Source organism: Marinoscillum luteum (assembly GCF_044005705.1).
GTDB lineage: Bacteria > Bacteroidota > Bacteroidia > Cytophagales > Cyclobacteriaceae > Marinoscillum > Marinoscillum luteum.
This window is the reverse complement of the sequence record NZ_JBIPKE010000018.1, coordinates 20,429-41,213: the sequence shown is the minus strand read 5'-3', so window position 1 is coordinate 41,213 and position 20,785 is coordinate 20,429. Positions and strand designations below refer to the sequence as shown.

Genomic DNA, 20,785 nt, shown 5'->3' with positions numbered 1-20,785 from the left:
GCAAGAGCTTTTATGGATATGAAACACCCCTTTCAATTCGGCAAGGATACCCTCACCCCGGGCATCGCACTGAGAATAGCACGTGGCCAGCAAACTAGTACATTTGCTGATGACACCATTAACAAAATCAAAAAGAGTCATGCCGACGTAGCTGAGATTGCCAATGGCGATCGGGTGGTCTATGGCATCAATACTGGTTTTGGCCCGCTTTGCACCACCATTATTTCCAAAGAACAAACCCGCAAGCTTCAGGAAAACATCCTCAGAAGCCATAGTGTAGGGGTTGGAGCTTATGTGCCATTGGAAATCGCCAAACTGATGCTCGTGACCAAATTGCAGGCATTGAGCTTTGGCTACTCTGGCATCGCTCTGGAAACCCTGGAAAGAATCAAATGGCACTTGGAAATGGACATCATTCCGATGGTCCCCACACAGGGCTCGGTCGGCGCATCTGGTGACCTGGCCCCATTAGCACATCTTTTTCTTCCCCTGATCGGTCTGGGAAAGGTGACTTACAAAGGTAAAATACAAGACTCAGGTGACGTATTGCAGCAGCTTGGTAAAGCACCCATTGCACTAGGTCCCAAAGAAGGGCTGGCCCTGATTAATGGCACACAGTTCATACTGGCCTATGCTGTAAGGGGGCTTGTCAGGCTTCACAACTGCCTGGAGCTAGCCGATATCATCGGCGCCATGTCACTCGAGGGAATTTTGGGTTCCGCTTCTCCTTTTCAGGAAAAACTCCATGCATTAAGGCCTTTTCAGGGTTCGCTTCATGTAGCACATCGGCTAAGAACCTTGCTGAAAAATTCTCAGATGGTAGAATCTCACGAAAACTGTGGCCGGGTGCAGGATCCTTATTCTATCCGATGTATGCCGCAGGTTCACGGGAGTAGCAGAAACGCCTGGCATCACCTGAAGGAGTTGGTGAACGTAGAACTAAACAGTGTGACCGACAACCCTATCGTGTTTAGCAGTACGGACACCATCAGCGGTGGAAATTTCCATGGACAACCCTTAGCCATGCCTCTGGACTATGCCACGCTGGCGGCGGCAGAGTTAGGAAATATTTCTGACCGAAGAACTTACCTGCTACTGGAGGGAGATATTGAAGGGCTGCCAAAGCTCCTGATGAAAAATACCGGGATCAATTCCGGGTTTATGATTCCGCAATACACCTCAGCAGCTCTGGTGAGTGAGAATAAGTCGCTTTGTTTCCCGGCCAGTGCCGATAGCATCCCAACATCTCTGGGTCAGGAAGATCATGTCAGTATGGGCTCCATCAGTGGGCGCAAGTTGAATCAGGTCATCGACAACCTGGAAAATATCCTGGCTGTAGAGCTTATCTGCGCTGCGCAGGCCTTTGACTATCGCAAACCCATGAAATCCAGTAAAATTCTGGACGCCTGTCATGAGGTCATTCGCGGCAGGATCGACCATGCTGAGGAAGATCGGATTTTTGCCGATGACATTGAAAAAGCCCATGACATGATCGTCAATGAATCGATCATTGACGCTGCCTATCAAACCGCCCAACAAAACAACATTAACCTTAAAGGAGATTTGTATGAATTATTCTCAATTTCTTGAAAAGTACGCTAAACACCCCCATTACAAAGCCCCAACCGGGTCACAACTTCACGCTAAGTCCTGGCAAACAGAGGCGCCACTGAGAATGCTCCTCAATAACCTGGATGACGAAGTGGCGGAAGACCCGGCCGAACTGGTGGTGTATGGAGGCACCGGACGGGCCGCCCGAAATCGTGAATCCCTGGAGAAAATCATTAAGATTTTACTGGAACTGGAAAATGACCAGAGCCTGCTCGTGCAGTCCGGCAAGCCCGTAGGCATCGTGCGTACGCACGCCGAAGCACCACGTGTGTTAATAGCCAACTCGAACCTGGTACCCGCCTGGGCCAATTGGGAGCATTTTGAGGACCTCAAGTCACGCGGACTGATGATGTATGGTCAGATGACCGCCGGTAGTTGGATCTATATAGGATCCCAGGGAATACTTCAGGGAACCTACGAAACATTTGCAGAGTGTGCGAGGCAACATTTTGGAGGCACATTGAAACACAAGCTACTGGTAACTGGTGGGCTGGGAGGCATGGGTGGCGCTCAGCCACTGGCGGCTACCATGGCCGGAGCCACCTTCCTGGGCGCAGATGTGGACCCAAAAAGAATAGAAAAAAGACTTCAGACACGCTACATCGATAAGATGACCCATAGCTATGAAGAGGCACGAGATTGGGCATTGGAAGCCAAAGAGAAAGGCGAGAACCTGTCCATAGGACTAGTAAGTGACATAGGTGACCTTTTGGCCAACCTACAAAGAGATGGCATTGTGCCGGATGTCTTGACCGATCAAACCTCAGCACACGACCCGGTATTTGGATACGTACCAAACGGGATGTCTCTGGCAGAGGCAGAGGCCCTTAGAAAGTCCGATACGGTGACCTACAAAGACCTATCGCTCAAGAGCATGGCCCGGCACGTAAGACTGATGCTGGATCTGCAAAAACAGGGCGCCATTACCTTTGACTATGGCAACAACCTTCGTGAGTTTGCCCGTCAGGGGGGAGAGCCCAATGCTTTTGACTTCAAAGGTTTTGTGCCCGAATACATCCGGCCCCTCTTTTGCGAAGGCAAAGGCCCATTCAGATGGGCTGCACTTTCCGGAGACCCGGAGGACATTTATACCACTGACAAGGCATTGATGGAGGCCTTTCCTGAAAACACACATCTGATCAACTGGCTCACTCAGGCCCGTGAAAAAATCGCCTTCCAGGGTCTGCCATGCAGGATCTGCTGGCTGGGTATGGGCGAGCGCGAAAAAGCAGGCCTCATTTTCAATGACCTGGTCAAAACAGGAAAAGTAAAAGCCCCGATTGTGATAGGCAGAGACCATCTGGACTGTGGCTCAGTGGCCTCACCGAACAGGGAAACAGAAGGCATGAAGGATGGCAGCGATGCGGTTTCTGATTGGCCACTGCTCAATTTACTGTCCAATGCCTCTGGTGGTGCCACTTGGGTATCCTTCCATCATGGTGGCGGGGTAGGTATGGGCTATTCACAGCATGCAGGTATGGTGGTACTGGCAGATGGCTCTAGCAGAGCAGAAAAGTGCCTGAAGCGGGTGTTGTACAATGATCCTGCCATGGGCGTGTTCAGACACCATGATGCCGGATATGAAGAAGCCACTAAGGTGGGTGAAGATTTCGGGTTGATCATTTAGATCGTCTAAGCTCCAATATCCGCTGCCCTCTGGGGTGGGGATATTGGGCTGATAAATCCCTGAGCTGGAAACCATACTGTTTGGCCAACTCTTCAAAGAATGAATAGGGATAGGCAAAGTCTACCTCCCGCTCTACCCTGAACTGATCAGCCTCCTCATAGGTAAAGAAAAACTTACTCTCCTCATGCATAAGCGCGCCACACTGGGCCATGTGTTGCTCAATATAGTCTGGTTCCAAATGCGTGAAAACCGATTGTGCCCAGAGCACATCAAATTTCATCCTCCTCAGCTCGGGATCTGCTAATCCCTTCATACTCCAAAACACCCTCGGGTCCTTATTTTCAAGTCCCTCACTCGCTATCAATTCCCGCGCAAAGGATACGGCAGCTTGAGAAATGTCATAACCCGTGTATTTTTTCGGTTCCAAAAAATCAATCAGAAGTCTACCACCTCTCAATGTACCACACCCTATATCCAGTACGGTATGAGATGCCTGTAGTCCCTGGGCCTTCAAGAACTGAAGTTGTAGTGCGCCCAGTTCTTCCCAATATCCGCCGATGGCTTCATGGGGATCCCTGGCCACTCGCTTGTTTACGAATTCCGCATAGGCATCCAGGTAATCCTGTTGGTCAGTCCTTTTAAATTGAGGATCTGAACGTCTCGTAATAAGGCGCTTGACAATCCGCTTGATGGCTACGATAACATCAGTCATCCAATGAAATTTTAGTCATTTCGGTAGATACGCCCTCTCGAAAAACTGCGGCGGCCCACTCATCACTCTTTTCAAACTTCTTCTTAAAATATCCCCTGGGTTCCAAAAGGGATCGTCCCTTCGATTTATCTATTACTACCGTACCTACCACGTCAAATCCATCCGTACCCACAGAGAGGCTCTCCAAAGGTCTGTTATCACCTGTTTGCCATAGGTGATCGCCTGAAGGGTACATTTCTAACTCTTTGAGCGTGAGATACAGCTGATCATCAGTCACCTGTACCGTCAGATAGCTAGTGCGCCGGTTATACCCTATGAGGCCTCCATGTACCACCTGCATCACACCATCGCGGCTGGTGCAGGTAATGGCATGCATCTCCCCACACAGGTACAGGTCTACCTCATGTTTGCTCATGGTTTGCCAAAATCCTGACTGGCGCCCTTCAGCTACTTTGAGACCACTGGTACTCCACCTACGGACAGATCCGAGCACGGGGGTATGCCCCATGATGATTTTGTGGCGTGCATCTCTGTTTTCCAGAAGTACACTCTCCAACCAGGCCAACTGCTCTCCGGACACCCCGGGTTTGATGCTGCCTTCATCACTTTCGCCTTCTTCAAAAACATCCACCGATACAAACAAGACATTTTTATGACGCCACCAGTAGGCTGTTCCCCGCATATGAGCAGGGCCATTTTGGGGCATCTGGAGATGGGTAGCAAAAGCCTCCTTATAGGCCGGAATCACAGCGACTTTCGCCGAATCAATCCAGGGGTTGTCCCCTATTTCATGATCCCCGATGGCAGCATAAAATTTCAACTCATGGGCTTGCATTCTGGCTTTCCAGGCAGAGTAATACAGCCCGGAATATTTCGTGATTGAGTCAGTACTATTCCACGAAGGAGCGTCCCAATGGCCCATCACGAGATCGCCCGGCACCAGCACAAAATCAGGATTTTCACTTTTCACTTCATTTAGGATCATTCCGAGAGATTCTTCCCAGCCAGGTTGTGGGTACTCGGTGTCCACATTCAGGAAATCAGGGATGCTGACAAATGTCCAGGCATCCTCACCAGGCACCGATACTGTACCCTTCGGCTTGTCCCCAGACTGACAACCTAAAAAGCAGACGATACAAAAGGTGATGGCCCCAATAAGCCCTGATCTCAATAGCATATCGCCTCAATGATACAAAAAAAGCCCTTCAAAAAATTTGAAGGGCTTTCACTTATAGAATAAGATTGTTAATTAATTGCTCAATTTAAAGATAATAGGCAGCACCATTCTTACTTTCACAGCCCGGCCTCTTTGCTTACCCGGCTTGAATTTTGGTGCTTGTCTCAGTACTCGTTCTGCTTCTTCATCACATCCTGCACCGATACCTTTTACAGCTTTTACTTCTGTAACCGTACCGTCTTTATCAACCACAAACTGAACGTATACTCTTCCTTCTATACCCATTCTTCGGGCCTGAGAAGGGTAGTCCATGTTATCTCCAACATACTTGTAGAATGCTGCCATCCCTCCGGGAAACTCAGGCTGGTTTTCCACAATGGTGAAAACCTCTTCGATCTCCTCTTCCTCAGGTGCTTCTTCGAAAATAATGTCTTCAATAACAGTTTCTTCCGTTACTTCCACATCTAACTCCACCTCAATATCCTCTTCGATTTCTTCCTCATCGGGAACCTCAATGATCTGAGGAAGTTGAATTTTCGGTGGCGGCGGCGGTGGCTGCTCTGTAGGAGGTATCTCCATGATATCTTCAAAGTCATCCGTTACTTGACCAAGGTCTACAAGACCAGAGTCGTCGTATGTTCTCCACTCGAACGCCAGGATAACCAACAGCAAACTCACAGTGAATCCGATGTTCATGAACAATCCGGACTTCCTGGTCAAGTCTACATTAGGGTTTTTCTTTGGTTCCATAAATTATGTTTTAATCCTTAAATCAAGAGTAATCTCAAATATATTACTTATCAAACTTTTTATCAGCAAGGTTTAGTTCCTTTTTCATAAAATAAGCCAGAAATAAGCCCAATACCGCACCTGCTGCATCAAACATAAAATCCATCAGATCTGAAGACCGATAAGGGACATATCCTTGTATCCATTCGGTCATAAGGCCAAAAATCAAAGCACCCGAAAGTACCCAAAAAAAAGCCTTCAAACTAAGATGTGAGCGTTCAAAACTCCACACGACCAGAAAGCTCCAAATCAGAAATATACCCAAGTGTGCCACCTTATCTTCCCCCACAAAAAACCAAGTATCAGCCTTGGGGCTCCCAGGGGAGAGAAAAAGAAATAACATCACCCCTGACCATATCAGACAAATTGCCTTGATGAAAGTGGTTCCTGGTTTCAGATTAACCTCCGATTAGTTCCTGATAAGATTCGGCCGAAAGCAAACTATCTCCCTGATCGCTGATCTTCACTTTGATCATCCAACCCTCTCCATAAGGGTCTGAATTAATGAGCTCGGGGTTGGCTTCCAATTTGGGGTTGACTTCAATAATCTCGCCTGAAAGTGGCATAAAAAGGTCAGAAACCGTCTTAACAGCCTCCACAGAACCGAAGACATCTGTTGAATTCAGTGATTCCCCCTCGGTCTCAATTTCTACATAGACGATATCTCCGAGTTCACCCTGGGCAAAATCAGTGATGCCAATGATGGCTTCATCACCCTCTATTCTCACCCATTCGTGATCTTCTGTATAGCGTAAATTTTCTGGAATGTTCATGTTGTTATTTTTTTGACGCCCAAAAATACTTAAAACTCAGACTTTGCACTATTGCGCAAGACTAAATCTTAGCTGCGTTCCGAAAGCTGTGGTAGCTGTCTTGAATGAACTGACTTTTGGTTCCGTTACACTGCGTTCAAAATACATAGTCAGATCCAGTTGGTCGTTGAGTTTATAGGTAAATGAGGGCCGCAACTGAAAGTTAGTATTACCAGTGGTCACCTTGTTTTCACCCTCCAGCTTACGCTGGATCGTCTCAGCATCTCTTATGGTCATACTTATGCGCATGGTCACGGCATTGTCCAGTGTAATGGTACGTCCTTGTATTTTAAAAGGCAGCTTAAACTCCTCCTTGGTGTATCCAAAATCCAGTGTCACATCATTGCTGGTGGTCTCGGTGATTTGAGCATTGGCCAGGCTCAGGGAAAGGTTTCGGTCCTTTTTATATTCCAGACGTGTGGAAATATTACTCTTGGTCCTGAAATTGATTCCGATCAACGGAGCAAACTGCTCCGAAATGGTCACCTGGTTGAGGATATAGACCGGTGCATATCGCCCGGTACCTGTGGTGTCGGTAGCCTGAGGATAGTCCAGCACGTTGCTGTTGAGGGTCACGCTTAAGTCATTCCCCAGCAGGTCCCCATAAGTATCATTGTCAAAGTTGTAATCATTCACATTGTACAATGAACGATAACCATGGGTAAGGGTGATGGACGAAAAGAGTTCGGCCAACACTGGGATTTTGGACAGTCCGTTATAATCCACCCGCCATCCCGGCAATGGAATTTTGGGGAACGGCGAAAGGCTCACCTCTGAGGAACTCTGACCTGAATAAGCAGAGATAAATGCTGGTATCAGCACATCCTGAGACAAGGAGTCGTAAAAACCAATTTCATTGTTCAGGGCGGTCTGTCTGATTCGGATTTTCTCGATATTTTCTGCAAAAGTATCGAAGGCTTCTGACGTGTTGCCAGGGCCCCGCTTGTCAAATGCAGTACTGATAGACATAAATGAGATATTGTAACTTCCTTTCCTGGAGGGTGTGAGAGAGCTGAATCCGTTATTCTCTGTTTGTTCGTCTGAATACCTGAAAAGCTCCTCGTATGTGGCATTATTGGTTCGCTTGGCATCTAGCTGGATTTTCAAATCCTTGGCGGGCTCGATGGAGGCTCTCAGACCAAGGTCGGTGGTGTAGGTCTGCATAAATGGTGATGATAAATCCGGATTTTTATTGAGCCAGTCATTGTCAGCAGCCCTGAATCGAATATCGGGATCCTGACTCCCCAGGATAAACCCCCAACCTGGTGCATTGAAGCCACTGTCCATCCCCATCAGGAAGGCCCGTGGCGAATAGCCGGAGAGGGTTGTGCCCTCTCTCACGCTGTAGGTCACATTGATATTACGCAAGGACATCACCGTCCTCAAAAAACTCTTGCCAATGTTGAATCCGGGTGCCTCTTCTCCGGCCTTCGCTCGTGGTGGTGAATTGATTTCCTTCAAAAAGGCAACTTTGTTGTACAGCTTCACCAGATCCACCTTACCGGAAAGTCCCTGCTCTCTTCTGTTTTCAATCGTATTTCCAAAAAACAGGGAATCATGCTCCACCTGTGATCCGGCCGTCCAGGTATATCCTGTAGCGTACTTGATATCTGCACTCAGCCAGTCGGTCAGTGGTAGTTTATCCAGTGGCGTTTTATAGGTGGCGGATATGTCCTGCGCAAAATTTTTCATCCTGCCAAGGTCCTTGATTTCTTCCCAGACATACTGACGCTCCTCCTGGGTGGTAATGTCCCCCTCTATGATCCCATCGGGCTCATCAATCACTGCATTCACCCGGGCGGTATAGTCGAGGTTCAGGCTTTTGAAAAGATTCCAGCGGAGGTTATAGTTTCTATTGAAGGTGAAAAGTCGCTCGTAATAAGGGGCCAAATCGGGAGACACCTCAAGTTTATCATTATAGAGCTGCGTCATTCGGAAACTCCGGTCCAAATCGGCTCTAAATGCCAAACTACTCGGAAGAAGTGACAGGTTAACGTCCTTGATCAATTTCAGATAGGGACTTTTGAGGGCTTCCATTTTGGCAAACGGCTCCAGAGAGATGGTTCGGGGTGCATAGTTATAAGCCACACCACCACTTACTTTTTTCTGCAAATAGGTCTCTGTATTCACATTGCTGGTCATCACATCGCTATAGGCATAGGAAAAGGAGAGATTCTCCACATCGAAGAAATGGCTGTTGGCCTCAGGGTTTACTTTTTCCTTGTGCACATTGGTGAAGTTTATACTGCGCCTTTCCGTTCGATCTTCCACGATCCTTCGGTATCGCTCCCGTTCTTCGTCAGAATCCATGGTAGCCAAGGAAGCCTCCAATGGCACATCTGGATCCAGTGGGTCAAATTGCGGAGTAATTCTGGATTTTTCATAACTCACGAACATGGGCACTTTTAGGCCTGTTTTCTCTGGAAGGAGAAACTTGTCCACGTTGACATTAGCTGAAATATCATACTGGATAGTCTCGTTTCGTGTGCGCTGCTGGATCGTTTGCTGGATATTTCCAAATCCAATAGACGTATACCTCGTGGAAGCGGAAACGGTAGCCACATCGGCCAGTTTAGTACTTACCCGGGCATTGGCTGCCCAACCTTTTTTGGTATCAAAGTCCGTGACCCGAAGTTCATTAGCCCAAAGACAAACAGATTTTGTAGCTCGGTCGTCGGACTCCGGATTTCTAACTCCCAGCATCAGAACCTGCACAGAACTGATATCGGGCCGCCCTTTGATGGTCAACTTATATTGTCCATTGTTGGAAGGAGTGCTGTAAGGAACGTTTTCATCAAAATCATTTCTATTCCGTTCGGATTTTATCCCCAGTAACTCATCAATGGACAAATCAATCTCATTCTCGAGGGGCCATACAAGACGGGCGATATTATCGCCACCATTTGCATCAAGTCCCGTAGGGGTTACTTTCATCGGCACCTCTATCTCATAGTAGTGCTCTGTGAAGTCCGTACCAAACCTTATAAACGCATTGATCTCATTATCCAGCAGCATTTCCCCATTGTGAGCCTCAGCATGTAAAAACATCTGTAGACGCCCGTAGTTGATCAGGTCAAAGGTGACATTTTTGTAGACTGCCCGGGCATCCTTATCTTCAAGATTATCCACACAGACCTGCAGAGATTGCTCGTTGAGCTGTCGATTGATTATGGTAGTATTATCTCTGTCGCGGTTGATTCCCGGGGGTACCACGTACGGTGACTTATTCTCTCCACCCATGCTATTCTCTTCTATATTGACCACCGATACATTGAAATCAGAATAGGAGGTTTCCGGAATTTCATTCAGCCCTGGCTCATTGAGTGCTTCCTGATACTTACGCCATTGGCTGCCTACCAGCTGTAGTTTGGTCATCCTGAAAACCACGGGCTGCTGAAAATTGGTAGCATACATACGCAGGTACCTTACCGTCTTGAACCCACTAATCCCTCCATACACCCTGTCAGGATTTCTGATCGGGATTCTGAAGAGATACCAGGTGGCCTCTCTACTATCATCAGTCACCGCATCCACGATGTGATTTTTGCCTACCTCAAGTTCCCCTGGCTTTAGTGAAAGGCGGTATTCATAATACTCCTCCAGGTCGGAAATGGTATTGTCCTGATTAAGATCTTCGTTGTCCGGGGTGGTAGTAGAGGCTCTGGTAATGCTATTACCACTATTCACTGGCGAGTTTCCGTCCAGCCCATTATAGTTCTTGTATCGCTCCAGTATCTTCAAATCCTGATTGTCCAGATCACTGCCCAGGAAATATTGAAAATTGTCACCCGAAGGGTCGCTCTTTAGCTGATCCAATACTTCTGTGGAGACAGATACACGATTGATGAAATCAGCAAAATAGGTAAGTTCTTCTTCATCCTTTAATCCCTCCAGTCCAATATCCTGATTGGCCCTGGCTGATCCTGAATTCTCAAAGTAATTGGTAAGAAATGGCTCTGAAGGTACCCGGCCCCACTCATTGGCAATGGTCTGCGCATGGTCACCATTTGCCGGAAGGCCACTTTCAAAAGCGTGACGTCCATCAGGAACCACATCCTCAGAAACACTACCAAGGTTGAAAACAAGATCACCTCCCGTAGTATTATTGGTATTGAATTTTCCATCCATCACCCGACCCCTGGGAGTATCAATAAAAGGATCAAGCATCCAGAATTCAAGGTACTCGATGTTGGTCTTGTCAAAATCCACCTCATTGGTAATGGCTCGTGTAATCCCCCCATAGTTGGATTTTGGGTCTGGTAGTAGACCGTCTCTTGTCAGGTTGGGGTTATAGTTATATTGTCCTCTTTCGCTGGGGAAGTAGGCAATATCAAAAAGCGTTTCCGGGGTGACGATCAGGTTTCTGGATTGCTGCCTGAAAATCTCCTGGGGTAGAACCGGACGCACATAGTGATTTTGCAAATCTTCGTCGGTAATGTTGGTTGGTTTATTGGGCCCTCCTGTTCTGTAAAAAACAGATTGATCTACTGTATACCAGGCTATTTTGGCCCGCTTATAGTTCAATCCGAGTGTGGAACCCGCTTCCGTACTCTTGTCAAACTTTCGATCGGTAGTCTTTGGTGTAGCGGCCAGGTCCCACCCCGCCCAGCCTCCCAGGTTGATCGGTGTAACGGCACTTTCGAAATCATCGATGTAGGAAGTTCCCTTCCCATCCACAAGATTGGAAGTACCAGGAATCATCTGGGCAAACTCTGCATTCACAGTGATGGAAGACGGTGCCTTAGTGCTCACCAGTGGGAGAAAATCCATGAATTTGGTAAGAAAGGGAACCTCATCCTGAAAGTTGAGATCAAACCCGTACTTAGTGTTTCGTGTGGGTTCATCTCCGATCGTGTATCTGGAAACACCACCTGGCTGTTCATTCAGCTGAAGGATGGTGGCTCCTATGTTAAAGTTTTCACTGAACTTATAATCTGCCCGTGCACCATAGAGCCATCGCGACTGGAAGTTGAAGAGGTCCGCCTTCTCATAGGCAATGTTGATGGTCTTGCCCGAGCTTAAAATTCCTTCATTCAGAATGCGAACCCGACCCAGGTTATAATCTACCGTGTAGTCAAGGCCTTCCGTGAGGGGTGTATTTCCCGCAGTAACAATGACCGAGTTTTCGGCAATATTGATCCCTGGCAGGGCTATTTCGTTGGATGATCCGGCGTTGAACTTACCCAGGATGAAAAACTTGTTTTTAGAGGCTACTTGCTCCGCATCTGCCTTGGTGGTGTGATACAGTGTATCGTAGACATACTTCTCCTTTAGTGAAACTTCATCACTTGCAAACTTGCTCTCCAGTGTGGCTCCGAAAGGCTCAAGTACCGGAAAAATGATATTGCCATTCCTTACGTCGATTGTGACTCCATCGATAAAGTCAAAATTTCCATCTCGCTGACGGTCGTTGTTTTGGTTGAGTTGGTCTAAGCCCAGCAATTCAACCAGAGGTTGATCTTTGGTAAACCTGCCTTCATGCAGGGAGGGGTTATCAATCCCCGTGGCATCATCCCGATAGTGCACCCTCAGCGTGAATCCCTCGCGTTCGATCTGGCTTGCGTTGAGGTTGTAAATGTTTTTCATCATCAGGTCCCAGGTTGGTACCTTGGTGTTGATCTTATTGGGCCGGAGCATCTTCAGGAGAATCACCTGATCATCTGCCAGACCCGAATAGTCTTCTGTGAGCTCTCCTACCCGGTAGGTCTTTCCATCGTAGCTATAGGTATAGGACACACCGAGCATCTCATCATTCTGCAGCTTTCTCAGAAGGGTGATATACCCCAGGCGGGTATTGATCACAAACTCATCCTGGTCCAACCGCCTGGCAGTCCCCACTTTTACAAAATCAGTGCTATTAACAAATCCAAAGTCATTTTCAAGGGTATTGGTTACCTGGTCGCTACTTCTGAAATTAGGAGTGTTGGTAATGGACTGAAACAGATCGTTCGCTCCGTTATCTGTTGGCACATTGCCGTCTCCAGACCCCACTTTTGGATTGCCTTTTTGGTATATCCGCTGACCTTCTCCCAAATCCATCAGTCCTAAAACTTCTCTTGTTGATTTGGTATCATTGTTTCTGTTGATCACATAGACCTCCACCCTGTTTACGTTGACCCCCGAGGTAATCTGGGGTAAAGTCTTCAGCCACTTTTCGTAGTTTTCACGAAAGAAATGTCCCAGGAAGAAATGTCGGTTCTCATCGTAATTGGAGGCCCGTACTTCAAATTCTTTTCCCTGAAAGCCACTTTCCACCGTGATGACATCACTTTTGCCCTGCTGACGTGAGACCACCCCTGTTAAATACAGCTTACCAAACTGAAGCTGGGTTTTCAACCCAAACAGCGACTGTGCGCCCGTCATGAGGCTATTGGAAACGGGCATGCTTACGTTTCCTATCTCTATTTTCTTGACAATATCCTCCTCATACCCGGTATACTCTACCTTAAGGTTGTTCTGAAAATCGAAGGTGTTGTTGTTGTCAAAATTGGCCGTCACGGCCAGCTTCTCACCAATTTTACCCACCAGATTGAGTGAGATTTGCTGATCAAAATTGAACCCTCCGTTGCGCTGCTGCCGAATGGGGATGGCCGGGTTGTCTACCCGCTGAAATCGACCGCCAAAATCAAGATTGACAAATCCATTGGGCTGAATATCTACGTAACTCCCACCAAACAATCTGTCAAATACCGGACTGATATACAACCTGGGGATCAGTGAGCGCCCACTAATGGCACTCTCCCCATCCAGGCCTGCGGATCGCTCCTGAAAATACTCCTTGGTAATCTGCTTATCGTTGTACCGGTCATACTCCTCAAAAGTCATGGTGGTGACGGGTCGGAAATTAACATCTCCGATCCGCTCTGAAACCGAATAGTTCACTGTGGAGTCAAAATCAACTTCCAGGTCTATAGAAGAAGGATCGGCCAGTAGCAGGGGTGACGGACTTATTCTATTTGAAAAAGGATCACCAAAACGATAGGCTGGCTGAAACGTTGGAGCCTTTGTTGGCGTATAAGGAGGAATAGTGTCTGTACGGACGGTGTCCTGACGAGAGGTATCCTGAAAAATAAGGACGCTCGAAGAAGCTGATACAAACGTTGCTTCAGGTAGGGATACCCAAAGGCAAAGCGATATCACACTTACCAAATGTTTTATGTAAGTTTTCCTCTTCAAATACGTTTTCCTCTTCAAACAAGAATAATACCTATGCTCTCTTCAGAGCCAGCTTAATCAACTCTTCAAGTTTAATTTGCTGTCCGTTTTGTTTCAAAATTAAATCAATACTTTTTTCTGCTGCGGGCTTGCCTATCCCCAATGTGGTCAAGGCGGATAACGCCTCACTCCTCAAACTATTGCTCGCAGAAGGCACAAAATCCAAACCTTTTTCCAAAAGACCTTCTTTCTTCATCTTGTCTTTCAACTCAAGAATAATCCGCTGGGCGGTTTTCAGCCCGATTCCTTTTACCGACTGGATGGTGCGTACATCGTCACTCAAAATGGCCTGCTGTAGTTCCTGTGGAGACAACGAAGATAATATCATGAGCCCCGTACTTGGCCCCACGCCAGAGATAGAGATGAGTTCCAAAAACCTGCGCTTCTCAGACTCCTCAGAAAACCCAAACAGGGTATGGGCATCCTCCTTGATGTGCAGGTGCGTGTAAAGCTTAGTCTCCGTAAGATTTTTGATTGCTGCAAAGGTGATAAGGCTGATTTTTGCCTCGTAGCCAATACCGTTGATATCCACCACCACGTAGGTCGGGTCTTTTACAGCCAGTTTGCCCTCCAGGTAATTGATCATTTTACTTTTTCTCTTTTTTCGTTCAGCTGAGCATCCACTACCGCTATAGCCACCATGTTGAATATATCCCTGACTGAGCTGCCTACTTGCAATACATGTACAGATTTATTCATTCCCATAAGTACAGGACCAATGGCCTCAGCACCTCCCAGTTCCATCAACAATTTATAAGCGATGTTACCTGAGTCAAGATCAGGAAAAATAAGGGTATTGGCTGGATTTTTAGCCAGTTCACTGAAAGGATAATTCTCACGAAGCAGGTCCTTATTTAAGGCAACGTTCGCCTGGATGTCTCCGTCAATGACCAACTGCGGCCATTTTTCCTTGGCCAGTTTCACCGCTTTGGCGGCCTTTTCGGGCACCTCACCACGGGCGGACCCAAAGTTGGAGTAGGATAACATGGCAATACGAGGCTCGGTATCAAAAAACTTCACCACCCTGGCAGTAAGCCCGATGATGTCTACCAGCTCCTCTGCCGTTGGGTTGAGATTGACTGTGGTGTCAGCAAAAAAGAAATTACCCTTGTTATTGCTAATGATGTACATGCCCGCCACCCGATTGATACCAGGCTCTACCCCGATGATCTGGAGTGCAGGCAGGATCGTTTTAGGGTAGTCATTGGACAACCCTGAGATAAGGGCATCACCCTCACCCAACTGCACCATCATGGCTCCAAAGTGGTTTCGGCTCCTCATCATGGATTTCTGGGCCATCTTCAGGGTCATTCCCTTGCGCTGACGCATTTTGTAAAAAACCTCCGCGTACTGATTTACCCTGGGTTCCTCCTTATAGGGATCAGTAATTTTACAATCCAGTAAGCCCTCAAGCTCATTTTCTTTGATCAGGGAGATAATTTTTTCTTCGTTGCCGAGGAGAATAGGGATGGCCACTCCTTCGTCCATGGACATTTGAGCAGCTTTTAGAATGTTCACGTCATCCGCTTCTGCAAAGACCACCTTTTTGGGGTTTCTCCTGGCCCTTGTCACAATACGTGAAATCAGGCGCTGATCGATACCTATTCTTTCCTGGAGTTCCAACTCATATTTCTCCCAATCCGTAATCTCAATTCGTGCGACTCCACTGTCTATGGCTGCCTTTGCCACAGCCGGTGAGATGGTGGTGATCAGTCTTGGATCAAGGGGTTTGGGTATCAGGTACTCTCTGCCAAATTTCAAGTTGCTCTGGCCATAGGCCTTGAGCACCATCTCTGGCACCGTTTGCTTAGCCAGGTTGGCAATTGCTTTCACGGCGGCCAATTTCATTTCTTCATTGATGGCTGTGGCACGTACATCCAGTGCCCCCCGGAAAATGTAGGGAAAGCCCAATACATTGTTCACCTGATTGGGGTGATCGGATCGGCCAGTTGCCATCAGAATATCTTTCCGGGTCTTCATAGCCAGGTCGTAGGCTATTTCCGGATCGGGATTGGCCAAAGCAAAAACAATCGGATCTTTGGCCATCTTCTTCAAAGTGGCGGGTTTCAGAATGTTACCAATGGAGAGCCCGAGAAAAACATCAGCTCCCACAAGGGCATCCTCAAGGGTATCCACATCCTCACGGTCAGTCGCATAGCGCGCCTTACTTTCGTCCAGATTACCACGTGATTTCTTCACGACCCCCTTGCTGTCAGTCATCAGGATATTTTCCTTCCTCGCACCAAGAGAGGTATATAAATCTGTACAGGCAATAGCCGCTGCTCCCGCTCCACTCACCACGATGGTCACCTCTTCTATCTTTTTACCACAGACCTCCAGGGCGTTGATAAGCGCTGCGGAGGAAATGATGGCAGTACCATGCTGATCATCATGCATCACAGGGATGCTCATTTTTTCCCGTAGCTCCTTTTCTATTTTGAAACTTTCAGGAGCCTTGATGTCTTCCAGGTTGATCCCTCCAAATGTCGGCTCAAGGCTTTTGACAATCTGAATGAATTTATCAGGATCGGTTTCGTCTATTTCAATGTCAAATACATCGATCCCCGCAAATTTTTTGAATAAAACACCCTTCCCTTCCATCACAGGCTTAGAAGCCTCCGGACCGATATTTCCCAGCCCAAGTACCGCAGTACCATTGGAGATGACACCCACCAGATTCCCTTTGGCTGTATAGCGGTATACATCTTCTTTGTTGGCAGCAATCTCCAGACATGGCTCAGCCACTCCGGGAGAATAAGCCAGCGCAAGATCATGTTGGCTGCTGAGGGGTTTGGTGGGAGTTACTTCTATTTTTCCGGCAGGCTTCGACTCATGAAAGTCCAGCGCCTCTTGTCTTCTTATTTTGGCACACATAGGTCGGTAGTTGTTTTTACTTGGGGATAATTTTTTAGGTTGGATCTCCCACCTCGGAAGAAGTCCTAAAGGTAGACAAGATCGCATCTACTTCCCGTACCAATGGTTTCTTTTTAGTACCGGGAGCATACACGTACCCCTCTATATAGTAAAGTTTTTGGGTTTTCTCATCCACAAAGGTGTAGCTGACAAAGGGGCCTCCGGCTGAGTTGTTGTTAATCTTCCACAGCCCGCGAGCCTCCACGGCAAATTTACCATTGAAGGTAACCCGTTCTGTATACACGGGAATGATATCCTGTCGCTGGATATAAAGGTCCGGTTTTTCAGAGTCTCTGAGGTAGGTGCCTGTAATCTCATCTCTTAGCTCATCCACATGCTCAAATACTTTGCGATCCTTATAATCTCCTTCGTAGACGAAGACATTCAGCTCAGAATCTGCCTCCAGCCTCCTCAGCCAGATAAAATCTTTGACATCCTTGGCAAGGTCCCAACCGAAAGGTACCTGAATGCTGTACCCATGATTCTCTGTAATAGCAGCCATCATTTCAGGCTTGGTTTTCTTGAGTGTTTTCTCACGGGTTCTTTCTCTCACTGCTGACTCAAACAGTGCAACCAGACTGGATTTATTATCCTTCAATTGCTCTACCAGCTGCTCTTCACTTTGACCAAAGAGATAGAGCACTATCTGCCCCTTGGCAAATTCATCTTTCCGTACTGTATAAAAGAGTGAACTGTCCTGCTGGATCATTTTCAGAGAATTGTCTGTAAAATTTTCCCTGATCGTTTTGCTCTCAAGCGTTCGTGAGTCCAACGTCATTACAAAAATCATATTGCGTGCATGCTTGAGCACAGAATTGAGCTTTCTCGGATTCACCTTATTGAGCGAAAACTCATACTCATCCTGATTGAGTACCCGCATATACTGCTGATACATGTCCCGAAGTGTATTGCCAAGTTCGCTTTCCCACTGTGCAGAGTCTATGACCAGGATGATCTCATCTGCTTCTCCTCGTGCCAGTGGCATAAAATCTTCCTTCACCTTATCTGTGGCGCTCTTGCAACTGGTAAAAATTAAGATTGGGGCAAGGAAAAATAGAAATAATGTTCTCATAACTTTTTAGGTTTTGGGACTCCTACAAAAATAGAAGATTACACTACTAACGAAACTATTCGGAAGATATGATGAGCTGCTGCCCGGGCTTGATGGTATTGGAGGTCAGGTTATTCAGCGCCTTAATTTTTTCAATGGAAAGACCAGCGTAAGTATTGGCTATTTCCCAGAGGGTGTCTCCATTCTGCACATAATGTACCTTCTTTCCTTCCAGAACGACCGCTTTATTTTCAGTTCGTGCCGAGCTCGCATATAGATCTTTCGTGGAGCTATTGTAAGTAGGCAATACCCATATCTGAAGGTACTGACCTACTCGGATCATGTTGCTGTTCAGGTTGTTCCAGGACTTAATATCAGTCACGCGCACGCCATACCTGTTAGCGATGGTCCCCAACACGTCGCCACTTCGAACGCGATATACTTGCTTTTCCCGACCATAGGTGCTCCCCGGAGTATTTCTGGCCAGGTATTCCAGCTGCTCCTTGCCCACCTTTCCTGCTGCGTCATAGAAAAAAGCACGATTACTAACGACCGTATCTTTCAGGTCAGCGGGAATTCTCAATGCAAAATTTTTGGTCCCCTCGGGTATGGCTCCCCTTTTGATGTTAGGGTTGAGGTTTAGAAGATCATCGAGGCAAACGTTCAGTTGCTTGGCAAAAGTCTCCAGATGGAAGTACTGACTGATCATGATGGTGTCGAAGCGAGGGAAAATCTGATGCGATTCTGGAAAAAGATTGTGCTCCGGTGCATAGTTGAAAGTATAACAAATGGCCACAAACTGCGGGACATAAGACCTGGTCTCTCTCGGGAGATAGGGATAAATCTCCCAAAATTTCTTCTTGTATCCACTTCTTCGAATGGCCTTCCGTACATTGCCGGGGCCGCAGTTGTAAGCTGCCAGAGCCAGCTCCCAGTCATCAAACATGCTGTAAAGATCACGCAGGTGCCTGGCCGCAGCGTCCGTCGAAGCATAAGGATCCATCCGGTCATCCAGATACCAGTCGTTGTTGAGACCATACATTTTTCCAGTAGAGGACATGAACTGCCATAAACCAACAGCATTGGCCCGGGAAATGGCGTTTGGTCGCAAGCCGGACTCTACGATGGACAAAAATTTTAGTTCATCGGGCAGATTGTATTTGGCCAACGTCTCTTCAAAAATGGGAAAGAAAAGTGCTGTTTTGTTGAGTACCTCCTGGGTGTACGGCCTGTCGCGCACGGTGAAGTAATCAATGAATGACTTCACCTTTTCATTATATTCAAGAGAAACCTCCGACTCAATACACGAAATACGATCTGCAACTTCCTCATAGGAGGCATCAGGTATATAGTCGTAACCAAAGTCAGACTGAGCCGTGGCGACTACCACACTGAATACAAACAATCCAAGGAAAAATATCCTCATACGCTTCATAACGGTAAATCTATCAGATTAATTATCTAAAAGGTAATTTGAGAAGGCCAATAATTTTTGCTCTTCGAATGCTTTGGACAAAATCTGCAAGCCAATAGACATGCCTTGACGATCTCTACCCATAGGTATGGATATAGCTGGAACACCGGCCACAGACGCCTGTACGGTGAATAAGTCCGCGAGATACATCTCCATAGAGTTCTCCGTTTTCGACCCGAGCTCAAACGCTGTGGTAGGCGCCGTGGGCATAATGATAAAGTCAAAACGCTCCAGAAGCTCATTCAATTCGTTCTGAATCATTCTTCGCGCCTTTTGCGCCTTGATGTAATAGGCATCATGATAACTGGCAGAAAGAACAGCAGTCCCCAGCAATATTCGCTTGATGACTTCCTCACCGAACCCTTCGGAGCGCGACTTTTTGTACATTTCCTCCAGGTTACTGGCTTCGGACGTACGGTGACCGTACCTCACACCATCATATCTGGATAGATTGGAACTGGCCTCTGCAGTTGTGAGAATGTAGTAGGTAGATAGAGTGTATTCCATCAATGGAAAAGAAATCTCTTCCACCTGATGTCCCTGTGCTCTCAACTCATCAATCTGCCGTGCAAACGCCGCCTTAACCTCTGAGTTTAGGGCCTCATTGTCTATAGTCTCTTTGAGGTATCCAATCTTATATCTCTTACCTGCCTCAAGATGCTCACTATAAGCAGGGACCTCCTTTTGGGAAACAGTACTGTCATACTCATCCTCTCCGGAGATTACTTCCAGCACGAGGGCACTGTCTTTGACGTTGTTGGAAAAAATACCAATGCAATCGAAGGTGCTGGCATAGGCTGCCAATCCATGTCTTGATATTCTGGAGTAAGTGGGCTTGAGCCCGACGATTCCACAGAATGATGCGGGCTGCCTCACAGATCCACCTGTGTCGGTGCCTAAGGACACTGCGCACATATCTGCCTGCACAGCCACTGCAGAGCCTCCTGATGAGCCTCCCGGCACCCGATTGTGTCCGTCGGCATTAACTGCCGGACTGAAAGCCGAATTCTCGTTGGAAGATCCCATAGCAAATTCATCACAGTTATTTCTCCCTATGATGATGGCATCGGCATCCAGCAGCCGCTGTACCGCGGTGGCAGTAAATTGTGATTGAAATCCATCAAGAATCTTACTCCCACATTGTAGCGGGTGATCTTTGTAGCAAAGTACGTCTTTGATGGTAACGACAAGTCCGGCCAGTTTGCCTGCACTACCGGACTTGATCTTTTGATCGATCAGATGAGCTTGCTCCTTGGCTTCCTGATCATATACAGACAGGAGGGCATTCAACTTGCCATTTTTCTCCCGGATGTTCTTCAGGTAATGGTCAACTATCTGACCACAAGATATTTTACCCGCATCGAGTTGCTGCCTAATTTCTGAAAAGGAGGATTGAGCACGCAA

At 47.2% G+C, this 20,785-nt stretch carries 13 protein-coding genes; 2 read left to right on the top strand and 11 right to left on the bottom strand.

Features of this window, described 5'->3' with window-relative positions:
- The first annotated feature begins 18 nt into the window (after positions 1–18).
- Both hutH and hutU read left to right on the top strand, forming a co-directional pair.
- A complete protein-coding gene (hutH, locus tag ACHKAR_RS13875; RefSeq protein WP_395417911.1) occupies positions 19–1,590 on the top strand; it encodes a histidine ammonia-lyase in 1,572 nt (523 codons plus the stop codon).
- Complete coding sequence (gene hutU, locus ACHKAR_RS13870; protein WP_395417909.1) at positions 1,568–3,238, top strand: urocanate hydratase; 1,671 nt, start codon at positions 1,568–1,570, stop codon at positions 3,236–3,238. The genes hutH and hutU overlap by 23 nt, the downstream gene beginning before the upstream one ends.
- On the opposite strand, the gene ACHKAR_RS13865 is transcribed toward hutU, so the two are convergent.
- The 11 genes from ACHKAR_RS13865 to gatA form a co-directional block, all read right to left on the bottom strand.
- Positions 3,231–3,950 carry a class I SAM-dependent DNA methyltransferase gene (locus ACHKAR_RS13865; RefSeq protein WP_395417907.1) on the bottom strand — a complete coding sequence of 240 codons (720 nt, stop codon included), beginning with the start codon at positions 3,948–3,950 and terminating at the stop codon, positions 3,231–3,233. The two genes, hutU and ACHKAR_RS13865, sit on opposite strands and share 8 nt — an antisense overlap.
- Positions 3,943–5,127 carry a metallophosphoesterase family protein gene (locus tag ACHKAR_RS13860; protein WP_395417905.1) on the bottom strand — a complete coding sequence of 395 codons (1,185 nt, stop codon included), beginning with the start codon at positions 5,125–5,127 and terminating at the stop codon, positions 3,943–3,945. Before ACHKAR_RS13860 ends, ACHKAR_RS13865 begins: the two co-directional genes overlap by 8 nt.
- A gap of 72 nt (positions 5,128–5,199) precedes the next feature.
- Complete coding sequence (locus tag ACHKAR_RS13855; RefSeq protein ID WP_159582275.1) at positions 5,200–5,877, bottom strand: energy transducer TonB; 678 nt, start codon at positions 5,875–5,877, stop codon at positions 5,200–5,202.
- A 43-nt stretch (positions 5,878–5,920) separates the two neighbouring features.
- Positions 5,921–6,259, bottom strand: coding sequence for a VanZ family protein (locus ACHKAR_RS13850; RefSeq protein WP_395417903.1), 339 nt, complete (start codon positions 6,257–6,259; stop codon positions 5,921–5,923).
- 55 nt (positions 6,260–6,314) lie between these two features.
- Positions 6,315–6,689 carry a glycine cleavage system protein GcvH gene (gene gcvH / locus ACHKAR_RS13845; protein ID WP_159582273.1) on the bottom strand — a complete coding sequence of 125 codons (375 nt, stop codon included), beginning with the start codon at positions 6,687–6,689 and terminating at the stop codon, positions 6,315–6,317.
- Between the two features lie 48 nt (positions 6,690–6,737).
- The gene (gene sov, locus ACHKAR_RS13840; RefSeq protein WP_395417900.1) at positions 6,738–13,868 is read right to left on the bottom strand and encodes a T9SS outer membrane translocon Sov/SprA; all 7,131 of its coding nucleotides are present in this window, start codon (positions 13,866–13,868) and stop codon (positions 6,738–6,740) included.
- A gap of 67 nt (positions 13,869–13,935) precedes the next feature.
- The gene (gene ruvA / locus ACHKAR_RS13835; RefSeq protein ID WP_159582271.1) at positions 13,936–14,529 is read right to left on the bottom strand and encodes a Holliday junction branch migration protein RuvA; all 594 of its coding nucleotides are present in this window, start codon (positions 14,527–14,529) and stop codon (positions 13,936–13,938) included.
- Positions 14,526–16,817 carry an NADP-dependent malic enzyme gene (locus ACHKAR_RS13830; protein ID WP_395417898.1) on the bottom strand — a complete coding sequence of 764 codons (2,292 nt, stop codon included), beginning with the start codon at positions 16,815–16,817 and terminating at the stop codon, positions 14,526–14,528. The genes ruvA and ACHKAR_RS13830 overlap by 4 nt, the downstream gene beginning before the upstream one ends.
- Before the next feature lie 34 nt (positions 16,818–16,851).
- A complete protein-coding gene (locus tag ACHKAR_RS13825) occupies positions 16,852–17,928 on the bottom strand; it encodes a DUF4837 family protein (RefSeq protein ID WP_395417897.1) in 1,077 nt (358 codons plus the stop codon).
- A gap of 55 nt (positions 17,929–17,983) precedes the next feature.
- The gene (locus ACHKAR_RS13820; protein ID WP_395417895.1) at positions 17,984–19,333 is read right to left on the bottom strand and encodes a lytic transglycosylase domain-containing protein; all 1,350 of its coding nucleotides are present in this window, start codon (positions 19,331–19,333) and stop codon (positions 17,984–17,986) included.
- A 27-nt stretch (positions 19,334–19,360) separates the two neighbouring features.
- Entirely contained in the window at positions 19,361–20,785 is a 1,425-nt protein-coding gene (gene gatA / locus ACHKAR_RS13815) for an Asp-tRNA(Asn)/Glu-tRNA(Gln) amidotransferase subunit GatA (protein WP_395417893.1), read from the bottom strand.

Excerpts from the sequence above, each read along its gene's own strand:
- hutH (WP_395417911.1), top strand. The coding sequence starts at position 19 with ATGAAACACCCCTTTCAATTCGGCAAGGATACCCTCACCCCGGGCATC.
- hutU (WP_395417909.1), top strand. The coding sequence starts at position 1,568 with ATGAATTATTCTCAATTTCTTGAAAAGTACGCTAAACACCCCCATTAC.
- ACHKAR_RS13865 (WP_395417907.1), bottom strand. The coding sequence starts at position 3,950 with ATGACTGATGTTATCGTAGCCATCAAGCGGATTGTCAAGCGCCTTATT.
- ACHKAR_RS13860 (WP_395417905.1), bottom strand. The coding sequence starts at position 5,127 with ATGCTATTGAGATCAGGGCTTATTGGGGCCATCACCTTTTGTATCGTC.
- ACHKAR_RS13855 (WP_159582275.1), bottom strand. The coding sequence starts at position 5,877 with ATGGAACCAAAGAAAAACCCTAATGTAGACTTGACCAGGAAGTCCGGA.
- ACHKAR_RS13850 (WP_395417903.1), bottom strand. The coding sequence starts at position 6,259 with ATGTTATTTCTTTTTCTCTCCCCTGGGAGCCCCAAGGCTGATACTTGG.
- gcvH (WP_159582273.1), bottom strand. The coding sequence starts at position 6,689 with ATGAACATTCCAGAAAATTTACGCTATACAGAAGATCACGAATGGGTG.
- ruvA (WP_159582271.1), bottom strand. The coding sequence starts at position 14,529 with ATGATCAATTACCTGGAGGGCAAACTGGCTGTAAAAGACCCGACCTAC.
- ACHKAR_RS13830 (WP_395417898.1), bottom strand. The coding sequence starts at position 16,817 with ATGTGTGCCAAAATAAGAAGACAAGAGGCGCTGGACTTTCATGAGTCG.
- ACHKAR_RS13825 (WP_395417897.1), bottom strand. The coding sequence starts at position 17,928 with ATGAGAACATTATTTCTATTTTTCCTTGCCCCAATCTTAATTTTTACC.
- ACHKAR_RS13820 (WP_395417895.1), bottom strand. The coding sequence starts at position 19,333 with ATGAGGATATTTTTCCTTGGATTGTTTGTATTCAGTGTGGTAGTCGCC.